This window comes from Neobacillus sedimentimangrovi, from assembly GCF_010614825.1.
Taxonomy (GTDB): Bacteria; Bacillota; Bacilli; order Bacillales; family Cytobacillaceae; genus Neobacillus; species Neobacillus thermocopriae.
In genome coordinates, this window is record NZ_JAAFZF010000014.1 from 1 (window position 1) to 19,033 (window position 19,033).

Here is a 19,033-nt window from a genome sequence, read left to right on the forward strand (position 1 = left end):
TGAATGGAAAGCTTATGAATGGGGGAACAGTCGTAAAGGTTATTGGCGAATCTCAAAAAGTCCCATATTACACAGAACCCTTGGAAACTCCTATTGGAGTAACCAAGGGCTTAAAAGTCTACAGAAACGTTATGAATTCTTGCGTCATTTATCTTGATTGAACCGCCGTATACGGAACCGTACGTACGGTGGTGTGAGAGGACGGGGGTTAATCACCCCCTCCTACTCGATGTTATAACAAATTATTACAACTTTTTGTCAAACTCCATGAGTTCACAAATCCTTCACCTTTTTTGTGACGTTTATCACAAAAAAATCCCAACCATCTCATTTATATTATCAGTGTAATCAACAACGAACAATTCATTATTCAAAGATGTATATTAGGAGGAAACAATATGCCGCGAATAACATATTGGAACCCAGAGGACGAAAAATTCTGGAATACGGAAGGTAAAAAACATGCAAGACGTAATCTTTGGATCTCTGTTCCATCATTAATGCTTGCTTTTATTGTTTGGCAAATTTGGTCTGTTGTTGCTGTTCGACTAAATGATATTGGGTTCAATTTTACAGAGGCACAATTATTGACCCTTGCGGCAGTACCTGGTTTAGTGGGTGCAACCCTTCGATTTGTTTATACTTTTGCTGTAGGTTCAATTGGAGGTAAAAACTGGACTGTAATCTCTACAGCAATATTAGCCATTCCAGCAGTTGGGATCGGAATAGCCGTTCAAAACCCTAACACCCCCTATTCTGTCATGCTGTTACTCGCTGCCTTATGTGGCTTAGGTGGAGGTAATTTCTCTTCTTCCAGTGCCAATATTAGCTTTTTATTTCCGAAAAAAGAAAAAGGAACGGCACTTGGTATTAATGGCGGTTTAGGAAATATGGGGGTTTCTGTTGTACAATTCGTTACACCATTAGTTATCTCATCTGGTGCATTTGCGTTGATTGGTGATAAACAAGTATTAGCAAATGGGCAAGAGGTTTGGTTACAAAATGCTGCCTTTATTTGGGTTATCCCGATCGTAATTATGACATTACTTGCAATGTTTAAAATGGATAATGTTCCCGGAGCAAAGCAATCCGTAAAAGATCAATTTGTCATCGTGAAACGCAAACATACTTGGATTATGACAATTCTATATATAGCAACTTTTGGTTCTTTTATTGGCTATTCTGCAGCATTCCCTTTATTATTAAGATCTCAATTTCCAGAATACGTTTCACTTGCCTTTCTTGGTGCCTTAGTTGGAGCTGCAGCCAGACCTATTGGTGGATGGATATCTGATAAATTTGGCGGTGCAAAAGTAACTGCCTATGTATTAGTCACTATGGCAATTGGCGTATTTGGTGTCATTTACTTCTTAAATGCAAAACAGTTTGCTGGTTTCTTAGTTTTATTCTTAGTTTTATTTATAGCCAGTGGAATTGGTTCTGGATCAACATTTCAAATGATACCAAGCATCTTTATTCCAAAAGAGGCTGCACCAGTTATTGGTTTCACGGCTGCATTTGCTGCATATGGTTCTTTCTTAATACCAAAATTATTTGGATGGTCTGTCAATACAACTGGTTCCTATGTAACTGCATTCTATTTCTTCATTGCCTTTTATGTAATCTCCATTGGATTAAACTGGTATTATTACCAAAGAAAAGCAACTACTGCAAAAGTAATCGTCAAACAAGCCGGATAAAATTCCGGCTTGTTTCATTATATGCCATTTATTTCAATACTTTTATTTCAATTGGCAAGGGGATTAACATTAATTTACGGATTTCCGTAAATAAAATATTTTAGGAGGTTTATTTTAAAACATTTTCTCCCTTTCCACCTTCAAATTAACCATAAAAATACAAACTAGAGAATATTTTCTTACTATCTAGTTATTTTAATATCTAGTAAAGGTAATAATCTTTTTGATAAATAATAATAATTTTTTCTCAGATAAATTGACCTAATTAAAATTATCTATTATGATTTTACCATATTCTGTTAGGGGGGATGTTTTATTATGGTGAGTCGTAATTTGAAATGGGTAACAGGGGGTTTAGAAGCCTTTTTAGGTATTCCTATAATCGGAGGCCTTTTTATCACATTATGGCAATGGGTTCCATTGGTTATTATGTTAGTCTTACACATCATTACCTTAATTTACTCCAATAAAGAAGGAAAGGTAAAAACTGGTCCTATATTAGGTATAGTTACTTCTGTCGTCGGAGTAATCCCAATTGTAGGTATGATTTTACATATCATTACTGCTATTTTTCTTTTGATAGAAGCCGGATATAACAAATAAAAACAAGAAATACCTGCTTTTCATCTCTCTCTCAATTATAAAGTTTTTTTTAATGGGGAATATTGATTTAAGAAAATAACTAATATAATTCAATTAATATATGTAAATTCGTCGCTGGTCCATAGTATACTATCAATCAATGGAAATCTTATAGTCTAACAATCTATTCCGCTAGGATTAAAAATATTTCCCATTGAGTGTTATTAACTAAAGTGCGGAAAATTTATTCATGTTGACTTTATAGTAAACCAAAGAAAGGAAAAGCCATCCTCTGAGTAGGACGGCTATTTAATATGATGAAACCCCTAACACATTTCTAAATAAGTCTTCACCATTTTCCCATCATACTACATATTTTTAAAATCAACGACTTTACTAATATGCGTTTACTTTATTTTTTTAATTACTCAAAAAAGCTAACCCCCAAACTTTAAGTTGATCCTGTGGGCAAAAATATACTAAAAGTTGTTCCTTTATTCGGTTCACTCTCAACAAAAACTTTACCATTATGATTTTCAATAATTTAAAAGCTAATCATTAATCCAAGCCCATTACCATTTTTTTTAGTAGTAAAGAAAGGCTCTCCTAATTTTTTCAGTTTGTCCTTTGGTATTCCAACACCTTTATCTTCGATCGAAATGTGGACATTGTTTTCATGGATTCTCATTCTAACATGGAGATCTCCACCACTTGGCATTGCTTCAATTCCGTTTTTCATTATATTCAAAAATACTTGTTTTAAGCGATTTTCATCACATAGTATTTGAATGATATCTTGATCATAGTCTAAATGAATACAAATATGGTTTTTCCTTGCTTCAAATTCAAGTAAAGACACCACATTTTTGATGATAGAGACTATGTTCTTTTCTTCCAATTCCACATCCTTTGGTTTTGCCAATACCATAAAGTCTTCCACAATGGTGTTAACCCTCTCAATTTCATCAAGTATGATATTTAAAAATTCCATTCGTTCAGGTTCTTTTTCATCTAATTGTAAAAATTCTGCGTACCCTTTCATGGAAGTTAACGGATTTCTAATTTCATGAGCCACCCCTGCTGCCAGCTGACCAACGGCAGCCAATTTATCTTGACGATGGAGCAGTTCCTCTTGTTTTTTTCGTTCTGTTATATCATTACGAATCGAAAGATACTGGTATGGTATTCCTTTATCATTTAAGAATGGAACAATGGTTGTATCTACCCAATAATAAGTTCCGTCTTTTGCCTTGTTTCAGATCTCCCCTTTCCACACTTTACCTCCACCAATCGTTTTCCATAATTCTTTAAAAAACTCTTTCGGATGGTACCCAGAGTTTAACAACCTGTGATCTTGGCCCATTAACTCTTCTTTTTCGTATTTTGAGATTTCACAAAACTTCTCGTTCACAAAGGTTATTATTCCTTTTTCATCCGTTATGGCAACGATTGATGATTGATTAAGGGCAAAAGTGATATCTTGAACTTCCTTGATCGATTCCCGCAAACTTTGTTCCGCTATTTTTCTCTTCGTAATATCCGAGAGAATGGCAATAAATTTAACAGGTTTCTTTTGTTTATCTAAAAATGGAACGATGGTTGTATCTACCCAATAAAAAGAACCATCCTTTGTTGCAGATTTCCCCTCTCCATATCTCTCCAGATTGAATTGTACTCCATATATTTTGAAAGTACTCTTTCGAATGATACCTAGAATCCAATAAGTGATGATTCCTACCAACAATTTCTTCTTTTGAGTACTGGGAAATTTCCTCAAAATTTTCATTTACATAAGTAATGGTTCCAGTCGAATCAATAACTGCCACAATTGTCGAAGCATCAAGCGCCTTTTTAATATCCTTTAGATTCATATTAGATGTGGCTGGTCGTTTACTACCAAGGAAAAGAAGTCGTTTATTCTCAGCAAATTATTTTGTGAATGTGAACATATTTAATAAAAAATATAGAAAAATCATAGTTAACCCTGTTGAAACTATGATAATTAAGGGATAATAACCAACCGAAACTTCATTCATTAACAAGCATTCCCCCAGATCGGTCTATTTTCAAGTCTGATTGTAATAAATCATACAATAGTGAAGTACTTAATACTTTATCATAATTATGTCTTTTACTAGAAGTACAGTCTTAAGAATTTTAGGTCAAAAGACTCAATTTCAAAAAAAATAAAAATATTATTAAAAATAAACTACACAAATTTCTTGTTTTCGTTTATACTGTACTATAACAATTAGTCCATAATTATTCTGTACTAATAAAGGAGGAGCGATTACTATGTTAATGAGTCCTGTTGAATTTTTCCGTCAATTACCAAAAAAGGTTTGCCCTGAATGTGGTCAGCATATGGAGGAACAAGCTGAGTCTTACCTAATGGAATGTGATCGTTGTCTATCAAAAAGGGATGAATAAATTATTTTTTTATTTCTCCTGTTATACAACAAATTGAAATTTATTCATCTGTATTATTATAAAGGAGGAACAAACAATGTTAATGAGTCCTGTTGAATTTTTCCGTCAATTACCAAAAAAACAATGTCCAGAATGTGGTCAATATATAGAAGAACAAGCTGAATCATATTTAATGGAATGTGACCGGTGTCTTTCAAAAAAGGCAGAATAACGCAAAAAGGGGCTGTCTAAAAAGTCCATTTAAGAGAAAAATGAACCCGAATTAAAAACCCAAGAATGTTGATTTAACAGCATTCTTGGGTTTTGCTTTTATAAAGATTTCGGCTGAAATACCACTTTCCGGACAGCCCCTTTTTTTCCTTCATATTTAATTCCTATATTTTGGGAAGCTCTCGTATTTCCTGAATCATTTCATTGCCACACATTGGGCATAGTAAATCATCCGAAACAAACTCTTTCCTCATCCAGCCGATACATGATTCATCCATGCAAGAGAATACCTCTGTTTCTACTAGGATTGTTTCCAGTTCTTCATCTTTACCTCGTTTACCAAAAAATATGGGAACCGCCTCCTTTTAATGGTAGTATGTCCAAAATGATGTTATTCATTTCCAAAATTTCCTCACTAACGGATAAATTGTAATTGTTTATAAATCTGTCTGGAAAATATGTAGTGAAGAAAAATGCGGTTTATCCATAAATAAATAATCATTTTAGAACGATACATATGTACTGATCATCCAAAACCTTAAAAACTAGTATAACTACCCTCGTTTTCTTTATGTTCACAAATTATCCATACCTTTTTTTAATAAACTTCTTTAAATTAATGGTAGGAGGGAAATAGATGAAAAAAATATACATTATATGTAGCCTTATTGTGGTTCTTGGAATAGCCGCTGGAATTACTTTTTTTCTTATTCGAGATGCCAACATGGCCATACCGGGAGATGTTACATTAATTAACCAGAACGGAGAGTCATATACATTTGGAAATGACCGGACGAAACTAAAATTAATTGAATTTATCTACACTAACTGTCCTGATGTTTGCCCAACCACTACAGTTAAAATGGCCGAATTAAAAAATGAGTTAATAAAATCTGGTGATTTCGGCAATAAAATTAAATTTATTACGATTACAATTGATCCCTATAATGATACACCCGATAAATTATTAAATTATATGAAAGCTTTTGGGGTAGAAAACAGTGATTCTTGGATATTCCTAACCGGAGAAAAGGAAAATATTAAAAAGGATCATGAAAAAATTAGAAGGGTTGCAGAATCTTTACAGTTTCAATATAAAGACCCTGGAAATGGACAATTTATTCATACAACATTCACTTATTTGGTGGATGAAAACAATAACTTTATCACAAAATTTCCAATGGGAAAAGATTTTAATAAAACAGAGGTTTATAATAAAATAAAGGATAAAATGAACTAAATAAAAGAAAAAGCGGTTAGTCCATGAGATTAATCGCTTTTTTATTACTACTTTCTCTATCTAGTACAGGATTTGGGATATTGATTGATTTGCTTCAAAGATAAATGGTAATTGGACTTCGGTTTTGTTAAACTCACTTTAATTCCTGCCTTTTTTAATTTATTTACGAGTTCAATAAGTTGTTTTTTCGCCACATCTATCACCTTCTTAAATTAATTTTACATCAAAAATGTGAATAAAGTGTGAAAACGGAAAATCTTTTTCAAAATTTTTTTTATTTGTTTTTTCTTTTGTCCTGTTCGTTCTTTCAATGATTCATGTTATAATTAAAAGTAATTTGTTTTTTTGGAGGATGCCTTTCATATGATCACAGTAAGTAATGTTAGTCTAAGGTATGGGGACCGAAAATTATTTGAAGATGTAAATATTAAATTTACCCCAGGCAATTGCTATGGATTAATTGGTGCAAATGGTGCCGGTAAATCTACCTTTTTAAAAATTTTAGCAGGAGAAATTGAACCTCAAACAGGTTCAGTACAGCTTGGACCTAATGAACGTTTGGCTGTATTAAAACAAAATCACTTTGAATACGAAGAACATGAAGTATTAAAAACAGTTATTATGGGCCATACAAGGCTTTATGAAGTAATGCAAGAAAAAGATGCTATTTATATGAAGGAAAATTTCACCGATGAAGATGGGATGAGAGCAGCAGAACTTGAAGCTGAATTCGCTGAGTTAAATGGTTGGGAAGCAGAATCAGAAGCTGCCATCCTGTTAAAAGGTCTGGGAATTGGTGAAGAACTTCACCACAAGAAAATGGCAGAATTATCTGGTGCTGAAAAAGTGAAGGTTTTACTGGCTCAAGCATTATTTGGCCAACCTGATGTTTTATTATTGGACGAGCCGACCAACCATTTAGACATTAAAGCCATTCAATGGCTAGAAGAATTTTTAATCAACTTTGAGAATACAGTTATCGTTGTTTCCCATGACCGTCATTTTCTTAATAAAGTATGTACACATATTGCCGATTTGGATTTTGGCAAAATTCAAATCTATGTTGGTAACTATGATTTCTGGTACGAATCCAGTCAATTGGCATTGAAAATGGCTCAAGAAGCTAATAAAAAGAAAGAAGAAAAAATCAAAGAATTACAAAGTTTTATTGCTCGATTTAGCGCAAACGCGTCCAAATCTAGGCAAGCAACCTCACGAAAAAAATTATTGGAGAAAATTACGCTTGAGGATATTAAACCTTCTTCCCGCCGCTATCCATATGTAAACTTTACTCCCGATCGCGAAATTGGAAACGATTTGTTAAGGGTCGAAGGACTAACAAAAACAATCGACGGTGTAAAAGTTCTTGATAATTTGAGCTTTATTATGAATAAAGGGGACAAAATTGCCCTTGTCGGAACAAATGAATTAGCTAAAACTACATTGTTTAAAATTTTAATGGGCGAAATGGAGCCTGACAGTGGAACGTATAAGTGGGGGATTACCACCTCCCAAGCCTACTTCCCGAAAGATAACTCTAAGTACTTTGAAAATTGCGATTTAAATCTCGTTGATTGGCTCCGCCAGTTTTCACCAAAAGATGACAGCGAAAGCTTTTTACGAGGATTTTTAGGCAGAATGTTATTTTCTGGTGAAGAAGTTCTAAAGAAAGCAAGTGTACTTTCTGGTGGAGAAAAAGTTCGTTGCATGCTTTCAAAAATGATGCTAAGTGGTGCCAATGTCCTCCTACTAGATGAACCAACAAACCATTTAGATTTAGAATCAATTACCGCTCTCAATAACGGATTAATTAATTTTAAAGGGTCAATGATTTTTTCATCTCATGATCATCAATTCATACAAACCATTGCTAATCGTATTTTTGAAATCACTCCTAAAGGATTGATTGATAAGCAAATGACATATGATGAATACCTAGAAAATGAAGAGCTTCAAAAACAAGTTGAAGAAATGTATAAATAATTTATACTCCTGAACTGAAAAATAGGAAAACACCAGTGCTTTAAGGGGCCATTCAATAGGTCGACTAATGACCATTGATGGCCCCATATTTTTTTAACTTATAAAGTCTAACATACAAACCAAAGGGCGAAACCCTTTGCTTCCTACTATTAATATTTCTTTCATCGTTTCGTTTTTCTTCTTGATGAAGGTTCCACTCTTGATCCCGTTTCCATTGTTGTGGTTCCTTGACCTTCCACTTGTGGGGAATTAAGACCTATAGTAGACGGGTCTGCTTTCTTTTTATTTTTCTTACCCATATAAGCCACCTCCATCTATAGCTTTTGAAAGCGGATCCTATCTTATGCGGAATATTTACGCCATACTTTGGGAAGATAATAGATGAGGAGGTGTTTGTATGGCAAGAATTGGAGTAGAACAGTCACTTACAAATATTCAACAAGCTCTACGTGAAAAAGGATATGAAGTTGTGGAATTAAAACAAGAGTCAGACGCACAAAACTGTGATTGCTGTGTTGTAACTGGCCTTGATTCAAATGTTATGGGTATGCAAGATTCTGTTACTAAAGCTTCGGTCATTGATGCAAACGGATTGTCTGCCGAAGAAGTTTGTCAGCAAGTAGAGAACAAACTACAATAATCTCTTCCTCACTTCAAAGACTAAAGGCTACTCTTTAGTCTTTTTTCTTTTTTCCTATTTAATGAGGAGAAGTCATTAGATATAATGGATAAGGATATTAGGATTAAAGGATTGAAATGAATGAATAATGAATTCTGGCCGCCCATAATTTTATCATTAAAAGTTGCTTCCATCTCATCAGGTATTTCATTGTTATTTGGGGTTATATTGGGAAGAATTATGGCAAATAAAAATTTCAAAGGTAAAATGTTACTTGAAACTTTATTATTAATGCCCATTGTACTGCCGCCAACAGTTATAGGGTTTTTACTCATTTTCTTTTTTGGGAGAAATAGTCCAATTGGATCTTTTGTTGAGAATTTTTTCGAGACTTCGATTATATTCACCCCACTAGCAGCAGTGATCGCTTCAACAGTTGTAGCTTTTCCACTTATGTACCAAACGGTCAAAACAGGATTTCAATCAGTTAACAAAGATATTGAAGAAGCGGCCAGAGTGGATGGAGCAACAGAGCTTAATGTGTTTTTACACGTTACATTACCACTCTCATTCAAATCTATAATTACTGGTTTAATCCTCAGCTTTGCCAGAGCACTGGGGGAATTTGGTGCAACTCTTATGTTTGCTGGCAACATCCCCGGAAAAACACAAACAGCGCCTACCGCTATATATATTGCGATGGAAACAGGAAACTTAAAATTAGCCTGGTTATTAGTTGGTGCGATGGTGTTCATTTCATTTCTCATGCTATTCACAACAACTATAGCACAAAGTAAGCCATGAAAAGGTGAACCCTTCCATGGCTTATTAGGAAGCTATAATTTTCTCGTCCATTTCCGTCCCACAACCACACCTAATGCTGCTATAAAAAAGATTAAGATGCCAATAAACAAATACTTATCCTTTAAACTTACATCTTGTTTTTGTTTGGTTGACTTCATTTCCATTTTTGCAACATTTTCCGTTTCAGGTTCGTTTAATTTTAATTGGACAGTCTGAATAACTTGACCATTGTTTCCTACAACGGAAAGCACTCCATCACTGTTTACCTTTTTAGTGGATCCACTTATCCCTTCAGTAATAAGGACGTCCTTTTCCGGATAAAATTCCTTTGTGCCATTCTTAAATATCTGCCCTTTAGGCAAGGTTGTATGCTGGAAATCCTTAAACCCAAAATCAAATAAAACAGAAGTATCGTCATATTTATCCCGTTTATGGTCGGATTTTAACACGACGGCCGTTAATTTCAATTCCCCATTATCTGCGGTAGTTGCCAAAGTTTGTTTTGACAATGAAGTATAACCTGTTTTTCCACCAGTAACTTCAGGATATGGAAAATCCCCTGTTACCATGAGATGATGAGACTTTATGGTCGTATTCCATGCTTGACCTGTCCATACAAGTTCTTTTGCACCAAATATTTCAGCAAATACAGGATTTTTGACCGCATAATTGGTTATCAAAGCTAAATCCATCGCAGTCGTATAATGATTCTCATCAAACAAACCACTAGGGTTTGTAAAATGAGTATGGTTGACACCGATTTTCTTTTTTAAATATTCATTTATATTCTCAGAAAATTTCTCCACACTGCCATCTAAATGTTCTGCAATAGCTACTGCCGCATCATTACCTGAGTTAATTAACATCCCTTGTATGAGTTTTTTTAGAGGAACCTGTTCTCCTTCGACTAAATAAACTCTTGTCCCATCTTGTCGAACTGCATTTGCACTAACAACAGCAATACTGTTTAAATCACCTTTCTCTATCGCATAAATAGCAGTAGCAATTTTTGTAAGACTCGCTGGGTACATTTTTGCATCGGCATTTTTCGTATATAGAACGGCATTTGTATCAGTGTCCAAGAGAGCTGCAGCTTCACTTTTTATATTTAACTGTTGTATTTCCTCAGCAGATACTTTGGGTTGAACCATAAAAATCAATAAATAACTTATTAAAATAATGAAAATTTTCTTCAAATAAAACACCCTAACTTAATAAGAATATGCTTTTTTATTTTAACAGATTTCCAGACATTTCAAAGAATTTTTTCCAAAAAAAACGTTTTCTTTAAACATTTCTAGATTCTTATCCTTTACTCCACTTTGAAGTCCTTTAAAAATTGAAAAAACTGCGGCCAAAATCAAAACGATCATCGTTAGCTCATAAGCCTTTTTCACACGGTATTCAATCCCTCTAGATAAACCCAATAATAAAAATCCTGCCGTAACGGATAGCTGATGAGACATATTTATAATTGGCAATGACAATCATTCTTGAGAGCCATCCTAAGTCTAGAGATAATCCCTGGAATACTAGCTGATAGGATTAGGATGATACTTGATATGAAGACAAGTACTGTTAATAGGGCATGGCATAATCCTTGAATAACGGCTATCGATAAATCATTCCATGACTATTCCATCTTTTCCAATAATACTTGATTAATAGAATGAAACCAATTATAAAAGGAACAAAATAGTAACCAATTCGATAAAACAATAAAAGGATCAATACTTTTTCATCAGATATTTGTAAGTCTTGCATCCCCCATATAAAAACCAAATCAAAAGAGCCTAGCCCACCGGGTATCATACTGATAATACCTACACAAGCAGCCGCAACATATACAGGAAATAAATCCGACAGCATCACATCAAAATCCAAAATTTTTGTTAAAAAGAAAATAGAAAAAAAGATGGCACTCCACTCAATGAATGAGATGATGATTAATTTTAAGCTTTCCACAGCATGAATGAATGCAAATTGTCCCTTTTTGGCATTCATTCTTTGTATAAATAAAATAAGCGGTAAGTACAAACAAATGGCGATTACAGCAAAATATATCCATCTTGAATCAGTAAATAGAGGAAATTGTGGGAATTCAATAGCAACAATCCATGATAGGACAGACATTCCTGTCAAATAAAAAAGTGAAATAGAAGCAATCACAGTAATAAGTTTTCGCTTATCCTGTTCATGCTCATGAAAAAAATATGTACGGAACATGGCACCGACCAAACCGCCAAACCCTATAAAATTCGAAAATGAATTTGCAATCAGTGACTTTTCTAATAATTCTTTTTTTGAAACCCTAGCCTTCAGAATTTTAATTAAGGCAACATCATAGTTTAGTATCGGCAAGAAAGCAGCAAAGGTTACTACTAGAACGAATAGCAACATCCATAAATCCAGCTTTTCCAATTCTTTCTCAAGGAGCTGTAAGTCCACTTGACTAATAAATTTTTTGATTTCATAAGTTGCTAAGAATAACAAAAATAATGGGAAGAGAAATTTAACTGTTTTTAGGATTTTTTTCTTATTAATCGCCAACAAAATTACCACCTATTTTTTCATTCCTGAGTTTACTATAAACTTTTCCAATGAAAAAACAAAGTAATACTTTTGTTCTTAACAATAAATTATTAACATTCATCCATTCTTTTAAACTTAACTTTTATTTTAAAAATTAGACAAGTTTTACCTCCTTTCCTGCATATGTTTGAATAGGACAAATTTCTGAGGAGGTTATTAAGTGAGGTTTTTAGTATTTAAGAAAGAAACTTTTTTATTTTTCTTGGCAGCTGGAATTATGCTAGCCTCTGTTTCTGCCTGGTTTATGTTAAAGGCAGGTGATGCAGCTGTTTTTAATCAAGAGTCCAGCGAAAATATTCGCGAAATCCATATGGTGACAGTAGAATACAAATCAAAGAAAAAAAATGGTGAGGAAATCGAAGTTTATCGATGGGACCCTGGAACCATTAACATTCATAAAGGAGAAAAAGTAAGATTATATATTTCAGGCATTAATGGTGAAGAGCATCCATTTTTCATTGAAGGAACAGATATAAAAGGAACCGTTAAAAAGGGAGAAGAAACTGTTGTTCCTCTACAAATTAATAAAAAAGGCACTTACCGATTAATCTGTGAGGCTCATTCCAATCGCGAACATAACGGTCCAATGATTGCTGATATAATCGTTAACTAAAGAAACAGGAGTAAATTCCTGTTTTTTTTTTTTTTGACTTTCTACTTTTTACGTGTAATTATCACTACTTCTTATACAACAGAAGTAACAGATCAAAAAAATTTTTATAGAACAGGTTCACTTTTCGTTCTTAATTTGTTCAAGGAAACTTCATAAACTCTCCCTAAAAATCAACATTTCACAATATCTTAACAAACCTCCCACTCCTTTCACCCCCTTGCCTGTTATACTCAAAACGTAAAATATAACTTCATGCTGTTATATATTTTTTATTTCAAACAAGAGGTGAACCTATATGGAACAATGGAAAGGTTTTACAAAAGGTGTTTGGACTAAGGAAGTGAACATTCGGGACTTTATCCAGAGAAATTATACTCCATACGAAGGTGATGAAACATTTTTAGCAGGTGCTACAGAAGCAACCAAAATTCTTTGGAGTCAAGTAATGGATCTAACCAAACAAGAACGTGAAAAAGGCGGCGTTCTTGAAATGGATACGGAAACTGTATCTACCATCACTTCTCATGGACCCGGCTATTTAAATAAAGATTTAGAAAAAGTAGTTGGCGTGCAAACAGATAAACCATTTAAGCGCGCACTCCAACCATTTGGTGGTATCCGCATGGCGAAACAGTCATGTGAAGCTTATGGATATCAATTAAATCCGGAGATTGAACGAATTTTTACTGAATATCGTAAAACGCATAACCAAGGAGTATTTGATGCTTATACAGAAGAAATGCTACTTGCCCGAAAAGCAGGGATTATTACCGGTCTTCCAGATGCTTACGGCCGCGGCCGTATTATCGGTGACTACCGCCGAGTTGCCTTGTATGGTGTTGATTTCTTAATGAAAGAAAAACTAAAAGACTTCCGAAATACAAGCAAAGTCATGACAGAAGAAACAATACGGTTAAGAGAGGAACTCTCAGAACAATACCGAGCTCTAAAAGAATTAAAGGAACTTGCTGAAAGCTATGGCTTCGATATTTCTGGCCCTGCAAAGAATGCAAAAGAAGCATTTCAATGGCTATATTTTGCTTATCTTGCAGCTATTAAAGAGCAAAACGGCGCAGCTATGAGCCTTGGCCGGGTATCGACATTCCTAGATATCTACATTGAAAGAGATTTAAGAAACGGTACATTAACCGAGGAGGAAGCACAAGAATTAGTTGACCATTTTGTCATGAAACTACGTCTCGTAAAGTTTGCACGCACGCCTGAGTATAACGAACTTTTCAGCGGTGATCCGACTTGGGTGACAGAATCCATTGCAGGAATGGGAATGGACGGACGTCCGCTTGTCACTAAAAACTCATTCCGCTTCCTTCATACACTTGAAAACTTAGGCCCAGCCCCAGAGCCAAATTTAACCGTCCTATGGTCTACTAAACTACCTGAAAACTTTAAAAAGTATTGCGCAAAAATGTCGATTAAGACAAGTTCGATTCAATACGAAAATGACGACATTATGCGCCTTGAATATGGTGATGATTATGGCATAGCCTGCTGTGTTTCTGCCATGGAAATTGGGAAACAAATGCAGTTCTTTGGAGCCCGCGCTAACCTTGCAAAAGCATTACTATATTCAATCAATGGTGGTGTCGATGAAAAATTAAAAATACAAATTGGACCAAAATTCCGGCCAATTACCTCTGATGTATTAGAGTACGATGAAGTAATGGAAAAATTTGACCAAATCATGGAATGGCTGGCCGAACTTTATATCAATACCTTAAATATCATTCATTACATGCATGATAAATACAGTTATGAAAGAATTGAAATGGCTCTGCATGATACACATATTCTCCGAACAATGGCGACGGGGATTGCCGGATTAAGTGTCGTGGCTGACTCCCTAAGCGCCATCAAGTATGGTAATGTCAAAGTCATTCGTGATGAACACGGCTTGGCTGTAGATTTTGTGACTACTGGAGACTTCCCTAAATACGGGAACAATGATGATCGCGTTGATCAAATTGCGGTCGAAATCGTAGAAAGTTTTATGAAGAAACTTCGCAAACATCAAACCTATCGCAATTCCGTGCATACATTATCAATTCTCACCATCACTTCTAATGTTGTTTATGGTAAGAAAACAGGGAATACCCCAGATGGACGTCGCGCTGGCGAACCATTTGCCCCTGGTGCCAATCCAATGCACGGACGTGACTCAAAAGGAACATTGGCTTCCCTTTCTTCCGTTGCCAAGCTTCCATACTCCTATGCAATGGACGGTATTTCCAATACTTTTTCTATCGTCCCTAAAGCTTTAGGTAAGGATGAAGAAAGCCGGATTAGAAATTTAGTATCGATTTTAGATGGGTATGCCATAAAATCTGGACATCACTTAAATGTTAATGTCTTTAATAGGGAAACCCTTTTAGACGCAATGGAACATCCGGAGTTATACCCGCAATTGACTATTCGTGTCTCTGGATATGCAGTCAACTTTATTAAACTAACAAGAGAACAGCAACTGGATGTTATAAATCGTACATTCCACGAGTCATTATAAACATTTTCATTAAAGCTCTAGCTGATAAACGAAAGGAGAACAATCATCATGATCGGAAATATTCATTCAATTGAAACATTTGGAACGGTTGATGGACCTGGTATCCGCTATGTAATTTTTACACAAGGGTGCCTTTTGCGCTGCCAGTTTTGTCATAATGCTGATACATGGGAAATTGGCACCGGGAAATCGATGACTGTTTCCGAAATCATGGGTGATTTAGATTCTTATCTACCTTTCATTCAAGCTTCCGGAGGTGGCATTACGGTCAGTGGTGGGGAGCCACTGCTTCAAATCCCATTTCTAATCGAATTATTTAAAGTATGTAAAAAGAAAGGGATTCATACGACCATCGATTCCTCCGGAGGGTGTTTTTCTCATTCAAAACTTTTTATTGAACAGCTTGAGGAGCTCTTACAATATACCGATTTGATCTTATTAGATTTAAAACACATAAATCGGAGAAAGCATATCCAACTAACTGGAATGGCAAATGATCATATTCTTGAATTTGCCAAGTTTCTATCTGATAGTGAAATTCCCATTTGGATTCGTCATGTTCTCGTACCAACGATTACCGATGATCCGGATGATCTCCAGAAGCTGGGTGAATTTATTGGTATGCTAAATAACGTCCAAAAAATTGAAATTCTTCCCTATCATAAATTAGGAATTTACAAATGGGAAGCATTAGGTCTTGAATATCCATTAAAGCATATTGAGCCACCAAGTGACGAAAATGTAGAAATTGCCTATCAAATGTTGAAGGCTCACTGGAGACAGCATTCCAAGCTCTAAATTTAATAATCTTAAAAAGGCGGAGCTTTCCGCCTTTTGTTTTTGCTATTCCAATTAATTGCGAAAAAAGATTAACTTCATTATACTCATATTATTGGTTTATTTTGCGAGGTGAATTTTTTTGTTCCAGCAATATTTTGTGGATCCTTTTACTGTCATCATTCATTTTTTTGCCGAGCTTTTTAATGATAACTATGGGCTAGCGATCATTCTTGTTACACTTCTCATTCGTCTTGCCCTAATGCCTCTTATGTTAAAACAATATAAAACTCAAATGACCATGAAAGAAAAAATGGAAGTATTAAAACCTGAAATGGAGGCAATTCAACAACGATTAAAAACCGAAGAGGACCCTAAGAAAAAACAAGAGATTCAAATGGAAATGATGGGGCTTTATAAAAAATATGGAATTAATCCCTTAAATATGGGGTGTTTACCAATCCTCATTCAAATGCCAATTTTATCGGGGCTATATTTTGCGATTAGAAATTCCCATGAAATTGCTACCCATCAATTTCTATGGTTCAGCCTTGGACAGCCTGATATTATTATTACAATCCTAGCCGGGGTTATTTATTATTTTCAATTTAAAGTTTCACAAGTGAATATCCCAGAACAACAGAGGGAGCAAATGAAATTTATGGGCCTCTTATCTCCACTGATGATTGTTATATTTTCTTTCAATGCCCCAGCCGCTCTACCACTCTATTGGGTAGTTGGCGGATTGTTTTTGACCATTCAAACAATGATCAGCCAAAAGATATATAAAAGCAAACAAGCAAACATTTCTACGAATGAAAATTAAGGCCTTTTCTAAACTAAAAATACCCAGCTTATAGCTGGGCATTTTTATGCATCCTGAAAATACTCTTTGTAATATCCGCCGACTTTACCAGTATTGTCGATGATATAATAAAATTCATCTGTTTCATTTTTTACTTCATAAACTTTACCGGCTGTCAAAACATTGTTTACTATATATTTTTGTGCATTCGTATGTGTACATAGCACTTTTTTAATCGTTTCACGATTACGCCAAGTTAAATGAATCATTGCTGATATCGCCCCTTTTAAGAAGATTGTCTAATCTTAAGTATAAACATACATTTGATGGGCGCGCAATATTATAATTATTTCTTTAAAATTAAGTGAATTTTATATTTAGCATTTCCTTTGCTTTTTCACGTAGCCGATATTTTTGTATTTTTCCGGAGGCGGTCATAGGATAAGAATCTGTAAATTCAATATAACGGGGGATTTTATGTTTAGAAATTTTTCCAGTACAGAAGTTTTTAATTTCTTCTGCTGTAGCGGTTTCTCCATCCTTTAAAATGACCCAAGCCATTACTTCTTCCCCGTATACTGCATCTGGGACTCCAACCACTTGGACATCGAGGATCTTAGGATGTTGATAAAGAAATTCCTCAATTTCTCGAGGATAAATATTCTCCCCACCTCTAATAATCATATCTTTAAGACGTCCGGTGATTTTACAATAACCTGCTTCGTCCATTACAGCCAAATCACCTGTATGGAGCCAACCATTTTGATCGATAGCCTCCCTCGTGGCAGCATCATTTTTGTAATACCCCTTCATAACATGGTATCCTCTTGTACATAATTCTCCTTGTACACCCCGTGGAACTTCCTTATCTGTTCCTGGTTCCACGATTTTCACCTCCACGTTTGGAAGAGGTTTACCGACTGTTTCGACTCTTAATTCAATTGGGTCATTCGTTCTAGTTTGTGTAATGACTGGGGAAGATTCAGTTTGTCCATAGGCAATAGTAATTTCCGTAATCCCCATTTTTTCGATGACTGCCTTCATCACTTCGATTGGGCAATTTGATCCTGCCATAATACCCGTTCTAAGGGAGGAAAGGTCATACTTTTCGAAATCAGGATCATTCAATTCTGCGATAAACATTGTTGGGACACCATGAAGGCCTGTACATTTTTCATCCTGTACAGTTTGCAGTACTCTCTTAGGACTAAAATCTTGAACCGGAACTATTGTTGCGCCTACTGAAACACAGGCCAGTGTTCCAAGTACACAACCAAAGCAATGAAAAAATGGAACTGGGATACAAAGACGGTCTTTATTTGTCAACTTCATGCAGCCAGCAATATTGAAGGCATTATTCACAATATTGGAATGAGTAAGCATTACCCCTTTTGGAAAGCCAGTTGTCCCAGAAGTATATTGCATATTAATTACATCATCTACTTCCAGTGAGTTCATTCGTTGATCAAGTTCCTCGTCCGAGACCAATTCCCCCAGTTCCATAATATCCTCCCAGGAAAATGTACCAGGGTATCGTTTCTCTCCTAGAACAATGACATTCCTTAAATATGGTAGCCGTTCGCTCTTTAATCTTCCTGGTTCGGAATTTTTTAGCTCTGGCACAATTTCATATAACATATCAATATAGGAAGAATCTTTCCATGTATTCATTAACAGTATAGTGGTAGAATCAGATTGCTTTAACAAGTATTCCAATTCTGCAGTCCGGTAGTTTGTATTAACAGTTACTAATACTGCCCCCATCTTCCCTGTAGCAAACTGAGTAATCAGCCATTCAGGAGTATTTGACGACCAAGCAGCAAGATGTTCCCCTTTTTCTATACCAAGTTTCATAAACCCTTTTGCGGCTCTACGACAAATTTGGTCAAATTCTCGATAGGTCCATCTAAGATTTCGATCGGAATATACTACCGCTTCCTGTTCAGGATGCAAATTTGCTTTTTGCTCCAGCAATTTGCCTACTGTTAGATTTAATAAAGACGACATCCATCTACCCCCTATAAACGATAAAAAAATATAAAACGTTTTCAAAAATATGTTAACACATTTTAATGAATATTCAATATTTTTCGAATATATAATCAGAAATAACATTAAAATAATGTTTGAAATTTTATGAAATAATTACATGAAAGG

At 35.0% G+C, this 19,033-nt stretch carries 22 protein-coding genes and 2 pseudogenes; 13 read left to right on the plus strand and 11 right to left on the minus strand.

The annotated features are described in order from the left end of the window. The 3 genes and pseudogenes from GZA11_RS16670 to GZA11_RS06805 all read left to right on the plus strand — a co-directional run. A pseudogene (locus tag GZA11_RS16670) lies at positions 1-157 on the plus strand (group II intron reverse transcriptase/maturase); the annotation flags it as partial. Between the two features lie 241 nt (positions 158-398). Then, positions 399-1,700 carry a NarK family nitrate/nitrite MFS transporter gene (locus GZA11_RS06800; protein ID WP_038535579.1) on the plus strand — a complete coding sequence of 434 codons (1,302 nt, stop codon included), beginning with the start codon at positions 399-401 and terminating at the stop codon, positions 1,698-1,700. Positions 1,701-2,018: 318 nt separating this feature from the next. Continuing rightward, the gene (locus GZA11_RS06805) at positions 2,019-2,303 is read left to right on the plus strand and encodes a hypothetical protein (RefSeq protein ID WP_163183275.1); all 285 of its coding nucleotides are present in this window, start codon (positions 2,019-2,021) and stop codon (positions 2,301-2,303) included. Positions 2,304-2,826: 523 nt separating this feature from the next. On the opposite strand, the gene GZA11_RS16675 is transcribed toward GZA11_RS06805, so the two are convergent. The 3 genes and pseudogenes from GZA11_RS16675 to GZA11_RS16685 all read right to left on the minus strand — a co-directional run. Next, positions 2,827-3,387, minus strand: coding sequence for an ATP-binding protein (locus tag GZA11_RS16675; RefSeq protein ID WP_231314720.1), 561 nt, complete (start codon positions 3,385-3,387; stop codon positions 2,827-2,829). 150 nt (positions 3,388-3,537) lie between these two features. After that, positions 3,538-3,693 (minus strand): hypothetical protein, encoded by a 156-nt coding sequence (locus tag GZA11_RS16680; RefSeq protein WP_231314731.1) that lies wholly within the window; start codon positions 3,691-3,693, stop codon positions 3,538-3,540. Between the two features lie 153 nt (positions 3,694-3,846). After that, a pseudogene (locus GZA11_RS16685) lies at positions 3,847-4,153 on the minus strand (PAS domain-containing protein); the annotation flags it as partial. A gap of 424 nt (positions 4,154-4,577) precedes the next feature. On the opposite strand from GZA11_RS16685, the gene yhfH (GZA11_RS06815) reads away from it, so the two are divergent. Both yhfH (GZA11_RS06815) and yhfH (GZA11_RS06820) read left to right on the plus strand, forming a co-directional pair. After that, on the plus strand, positions 4,578-4,712 hold the full coding sequence (gene yhfH, locus GZA11_RS06815) for a protein YhfH (protein ID WP_163183276.1): 135 nt from the start codon (positions 4,578-4,580) through the stop codon (positions 4,710-4,712). Between the two features lie 76 nt (positions 4,713-4,788). Then, positions 4,789-4,923: a protein YhfH gene (gene yhfH / locus GZA11_RS06820; RefSeq protein WP_081905034.1), complete on the plus strand. Its 135-nt coding sequence runs from the start codon at positions 4,789-4,791 to the stop codon at positions 4,921-4,923. A gap of 163 nt (positions 4,924-5,086) precedes the next feature. Here the strand turns inward: yhfH (GZA11_RS06820) and GZA11_RS16690 are convergent, their stop codons facing one another. Beyond that, positions 5,087-5,272: a cold-inducible protein YdjO-related protein gene (locus tag GZA11_RS16690; protein ID WP_163183301.1), complete on the minus strand. Its 186-nt coding sequence runs from the start codon at positions 5,270-5,272 to the stop codon at positions 5,087-5,089. A gap of 287 nt (positions 5,273-5,559) precedes the next feature. On the opposite strand from GZA11_RS16690, the gene GZA11_RS06830 reads away from it, so the two are divergent. Beyond that, on the plus strand, positions 5,560-6,162 hold the full coding sequence (locus tag GZA11_RS06830; RefSeq protein ID WP_163183277.1) for an SCO family protein: 603 nt from the start codon (positions 5,560-5,562) through the stop codon (positions 6,160-6,162). 56 nt (positions 6,163-6,218) lie between these two features. Here the strand turns inward: GZA11_RS06830 and GZA11_RS16455 are convergent, their stop codons facing one another. After that, positions 6,219-6,356 carry a hypothetical protein gene (locus tag GZA11_RS16455; protein ID WP_163252542.1) on the minus strand — a complete coding sequence of 46 codons (138 nt, stop codon included), beginning with the start codon at positions 6,354-6,356 and terminating at the stop codon, positions 6,219-6,221. Positions 6,357-6,525: 169 nt separating this feature from the next. Here GZA11_RS16455 and GZA11_RS06835 point away from each other — a divergent pair, with 169 nt between their 5' ends. After that, positions 6,526-8,145: an ABC-F family ATP-binding cassette domain-containing protein gene (locus tag GZA11_RS06835; RefSeq protein WP_038535588.1), complete on the plus strand. Its 1,620-nt coding sequence runs from the start codon at positions 6,526-6,528 to the stop codon at positions 8,143-8,145. Positions 8,146-8,306: 161 nt separating this feature from the next. On the opposite strand, the gene GZA11_RS06840 is transcribed toward GZA11_RS06835, so the two are convergent. Next, positions 8,307-8,444, minus strand: coding sequence for a YuzL family protein (locus GZA11_RS06840; protein WP_144242953.1), 138 nt, complete (start codon positions 8,442-8,444; stop codon positions 8,307-8,309). A gap of 98 nt (positions 8,445-8,542) precedes the next feature. On the opposite strand from GZA11_RS06840, the gene GZA11_RS06845 reads away from it, so the two are divergent. Beyond that, positions 8,543-8,785 carry a YkuS family protein gene (locus GZA11_RS06845; RefSeq protein ID WP_038535590.1) on the plus strand — a complete coding sequence of 81 codons (243 nt, stop codon included), beginning with the start codon at positions 8,543-8,545 and terminating at the stop codon, positions 8,783-8,785. Between the two features lie 120 nt (positions 8,786-8,905). Further along, entirely contained in the window at positions 8,906-9,568 is a 663-nt protein-coding gene (gene modB, locus GZA11_RS06850; protein ID WP_163183278.1) for a molybdate ABC transporter permease subunit, read from the plus strand. A gap of 32 nt (positions 9,569-9,600) precedes the next feature. Here the strand turns inward: modB and GZA11_RS06855 are convergent, their stop codons facing one another. From GZA11_RS06855 to GZA11_RS06865, 3 genes are all read right to left on the minus strand, one after another. After that, positions 9,601-10,764: a D-alanyl-D-alanine carboxypeptidase family protein gene (locus GZA11_RS06855; RefSeq protein WP_038535594.1), complete on the minus strand. Its 1,164-nt coding sequence runs from the start codon at positions 10,762-10,764 to the stop codon at positions 9,601-9,603. Between the two features lie 39 nt (positions 10,765-10,803). Next, on the minus strand, positions 10,804-11,049 hold the full coding sequence (locus GZA11_RS06860; RefSeq protein WP_163183279.1) for a hypothetical protein: 246 nt from the start codon (positions 11,047-11,049) through the stop codon (positions 10,804-10,806). A gap of 130 nt (positions 11,050-11,179) precedes the next feature. Further along, positions 11,180-12,118 carry a lysylphosphatidylglycerol synthase domain-containing protein gene (locus tag GZA11_RS06865; RefSeq protein WP_163183280.1) on the minus strand — a complete coding sequence of 313 codons (939 nt, stop codon included), beginning with the start codon at positions 12,116-12,118 and terminating at the stop codon, positions 11,180-11,182. 202 nt (positions 12,119-12,320) lie between these two features. Here GZA11_RS06865 and GZA11_RS06870 point away from each other — a divergent pair, with 202 nt between their 5' ends. The 4 genes from GZA11_RS06870 to yidC all read left to right on the plus strand — a co-directional run bounded on the left by GZA11_RS06870 (position 12,321) and on the right by yidC (position 16,897). After that, positions 12,321-12,773: a cupredoxin domain-containing protein gene (locus tag GZA11_RS06870; RefSeq protein WP_038535595.1), complete on the plus strand. Its 453-nt coding sequence runs from the start codon at positions 12,321-12,323 to the stop codon at positions 12,771-12,773. Between the two features lie 295 nt (positions 12,774-13,068). Next, positions 13,069-15,294 carry a formate C-acetyltransferase gene (gene pflB / locus GZA11_RS06875; RefSeq protein ID WP_163183281.1) on the plus strand — a complete coding sequence of 742 codons (2,226 nt, stop codon included), beginning with the start codon at positions 13,069-13,071 and terminating at the stop codon, positions 15,292-15,294. A 48-nt stretch (positions 15,295-15,342) separates the two neighbouring features. Beyond that, positions 15,343-16,092 carry a pyruvate formate-lyase-activating protein gene (gene pflA / locus GZA11_RS06880; protein ID WP_038535600.1) on the plus strand — a complete coding sequence of 250 codons (750 nt, stop codon included), beginning with the start codon at positions 15,343-15,345 and terminating at the stop codon, positions 16,090-16,092. Between the two features lie 121 nt (positions 16,093-16,213). Continuing rightward, on the plus strand, positions 16,214-16,897 hold the full coding sequence (gene yidC, locus GZA11_RS06885) for a membrane protein insertase YidC (RefSeq protein ID WP_328822038.1): 684 nt from the start codon (positions 16,214-16,216) through the stop codon (positions 16,895-16,897). Between the two features lie 44 nt (positions 16,898-16,941). On the opposite strand, the gene GZA11_RS06890 is transcribed toward yidC, so the two are convergent. Together GZA11_RS06890 and GZA11_RS06895 are read right to left on the minus strand one after the other, a co-directional pair. Next, on the minus strand, positions 16,942-17,145 hold the full coding sequence (locus tag GZA11_RS06890) for a DUF6501 family protein (RefSeq protein ID WP_038535604.1): 204 nt from the start codon (positions 17,143-17,145) through the stop codon (positions 16,942-16,944). A 91-nt stretch (positions 17,146-17,236) separates the two neighbouring features. Further along, positions 17,237-18,991, minus strand: a complete 1,755-nt coding sequence (locus GZA11_RS06895; protein WP_163183282.1) for an AMP-binding protein — start codon at positions 18,989-18,991, stop codon at positions 17,237-17,239. Between the last annotated feature and the right edge of the window lie 42 nt (positions 18,992-19,033).

Bases quoted from the DNA above. Each gene is read 5' to 3' on its own strand.
- GZA11_RS06800 (WP_038535579.1), top strand. From the start codon at position 399: ATGCCGCGAATAACATATTGGAACCCAGAGGACGAAAAATTCTGGAAT.
- GZA11_RS06805 (WP_163183275.1), top strand. From the start codon at position 2,019: ATGGTGAGTCGTAATTTGAAATGGGTAACAGGGGGTTTAGAAGCCTTT.
- yhfH (WP_163183276.1), top strand. From the start codon at position 4,578: ATGTTAATGAGTCCTGTTGAATTTTTCCGTCAATTACCAAAAAAGGTT.
- yhfH (WP_081905034.1), top strand. From the start codon at position 4,789: ATGTTAATGAGTCCTGTTGAATTTTTCCGTCAATTACCAAAAAAACAA.
- GZA11_RS06830 (WP_163183277.1), top strand. From the start codon at position 5,560: ATGAAAAAAATATACATTATATGTAGCCTTATTGTGGTTCTTGGAATA.
- GZA11_RS06835 (WP_038535588.1), top strand. From the start codon at position 6,526: ATGATCACAGTAAGTAATGTTAGTCTAAGGTATGGGGACCGAAAATTA.
- GZA11_RS06840 (WP_144242953.1), bottom strand. From the start codon at position 8,444: ATGGGTAAGAAAAATAAAAAGAAAGCAGACCCGTCTACTATAGGTCTT.
- GZA11_RS06845 (WP_038535590.1), top strand. From the start codon at position 8,543: ATGGCAAGAATTGGAGTAGAACAGTCACTTACAAATATTCAACAAGCT.
- modB (WP_163183278.1), top strand. From the start codon at position 8,906: ATGAATAATGAATTCTGGCCGCCCATAATTTTATCATTAAAAGTTGCT.
- pflB (WP_163183281.1), top strand. From the start codon at position 13,069: ATGGAACAATGGAAAGGTTTTACAAAAGGTGTTTGGACTAAGGAAGTG.
- pflA (WP_038535600.1), top strand. From the start codon at position 15,343: ATGATCGGAAATATTCATTCAATTGAAACATTTGGAACGGTTGATGGA.
- GZA11_RS06890 (WP_038535604.1), bottom strand. From the start codon at position 17,145: ATGATTCATTTAACTTGGCGTAATCGTGAAACGATTAAAAAAGTGCTA.
- GZA11_RS06895 (WP_163183282.1), bottom strand. From the start codon at position 18,991: ATGTTATTTCTGATTATATATTCGAAAAATATTGAATATTCATTAAAA.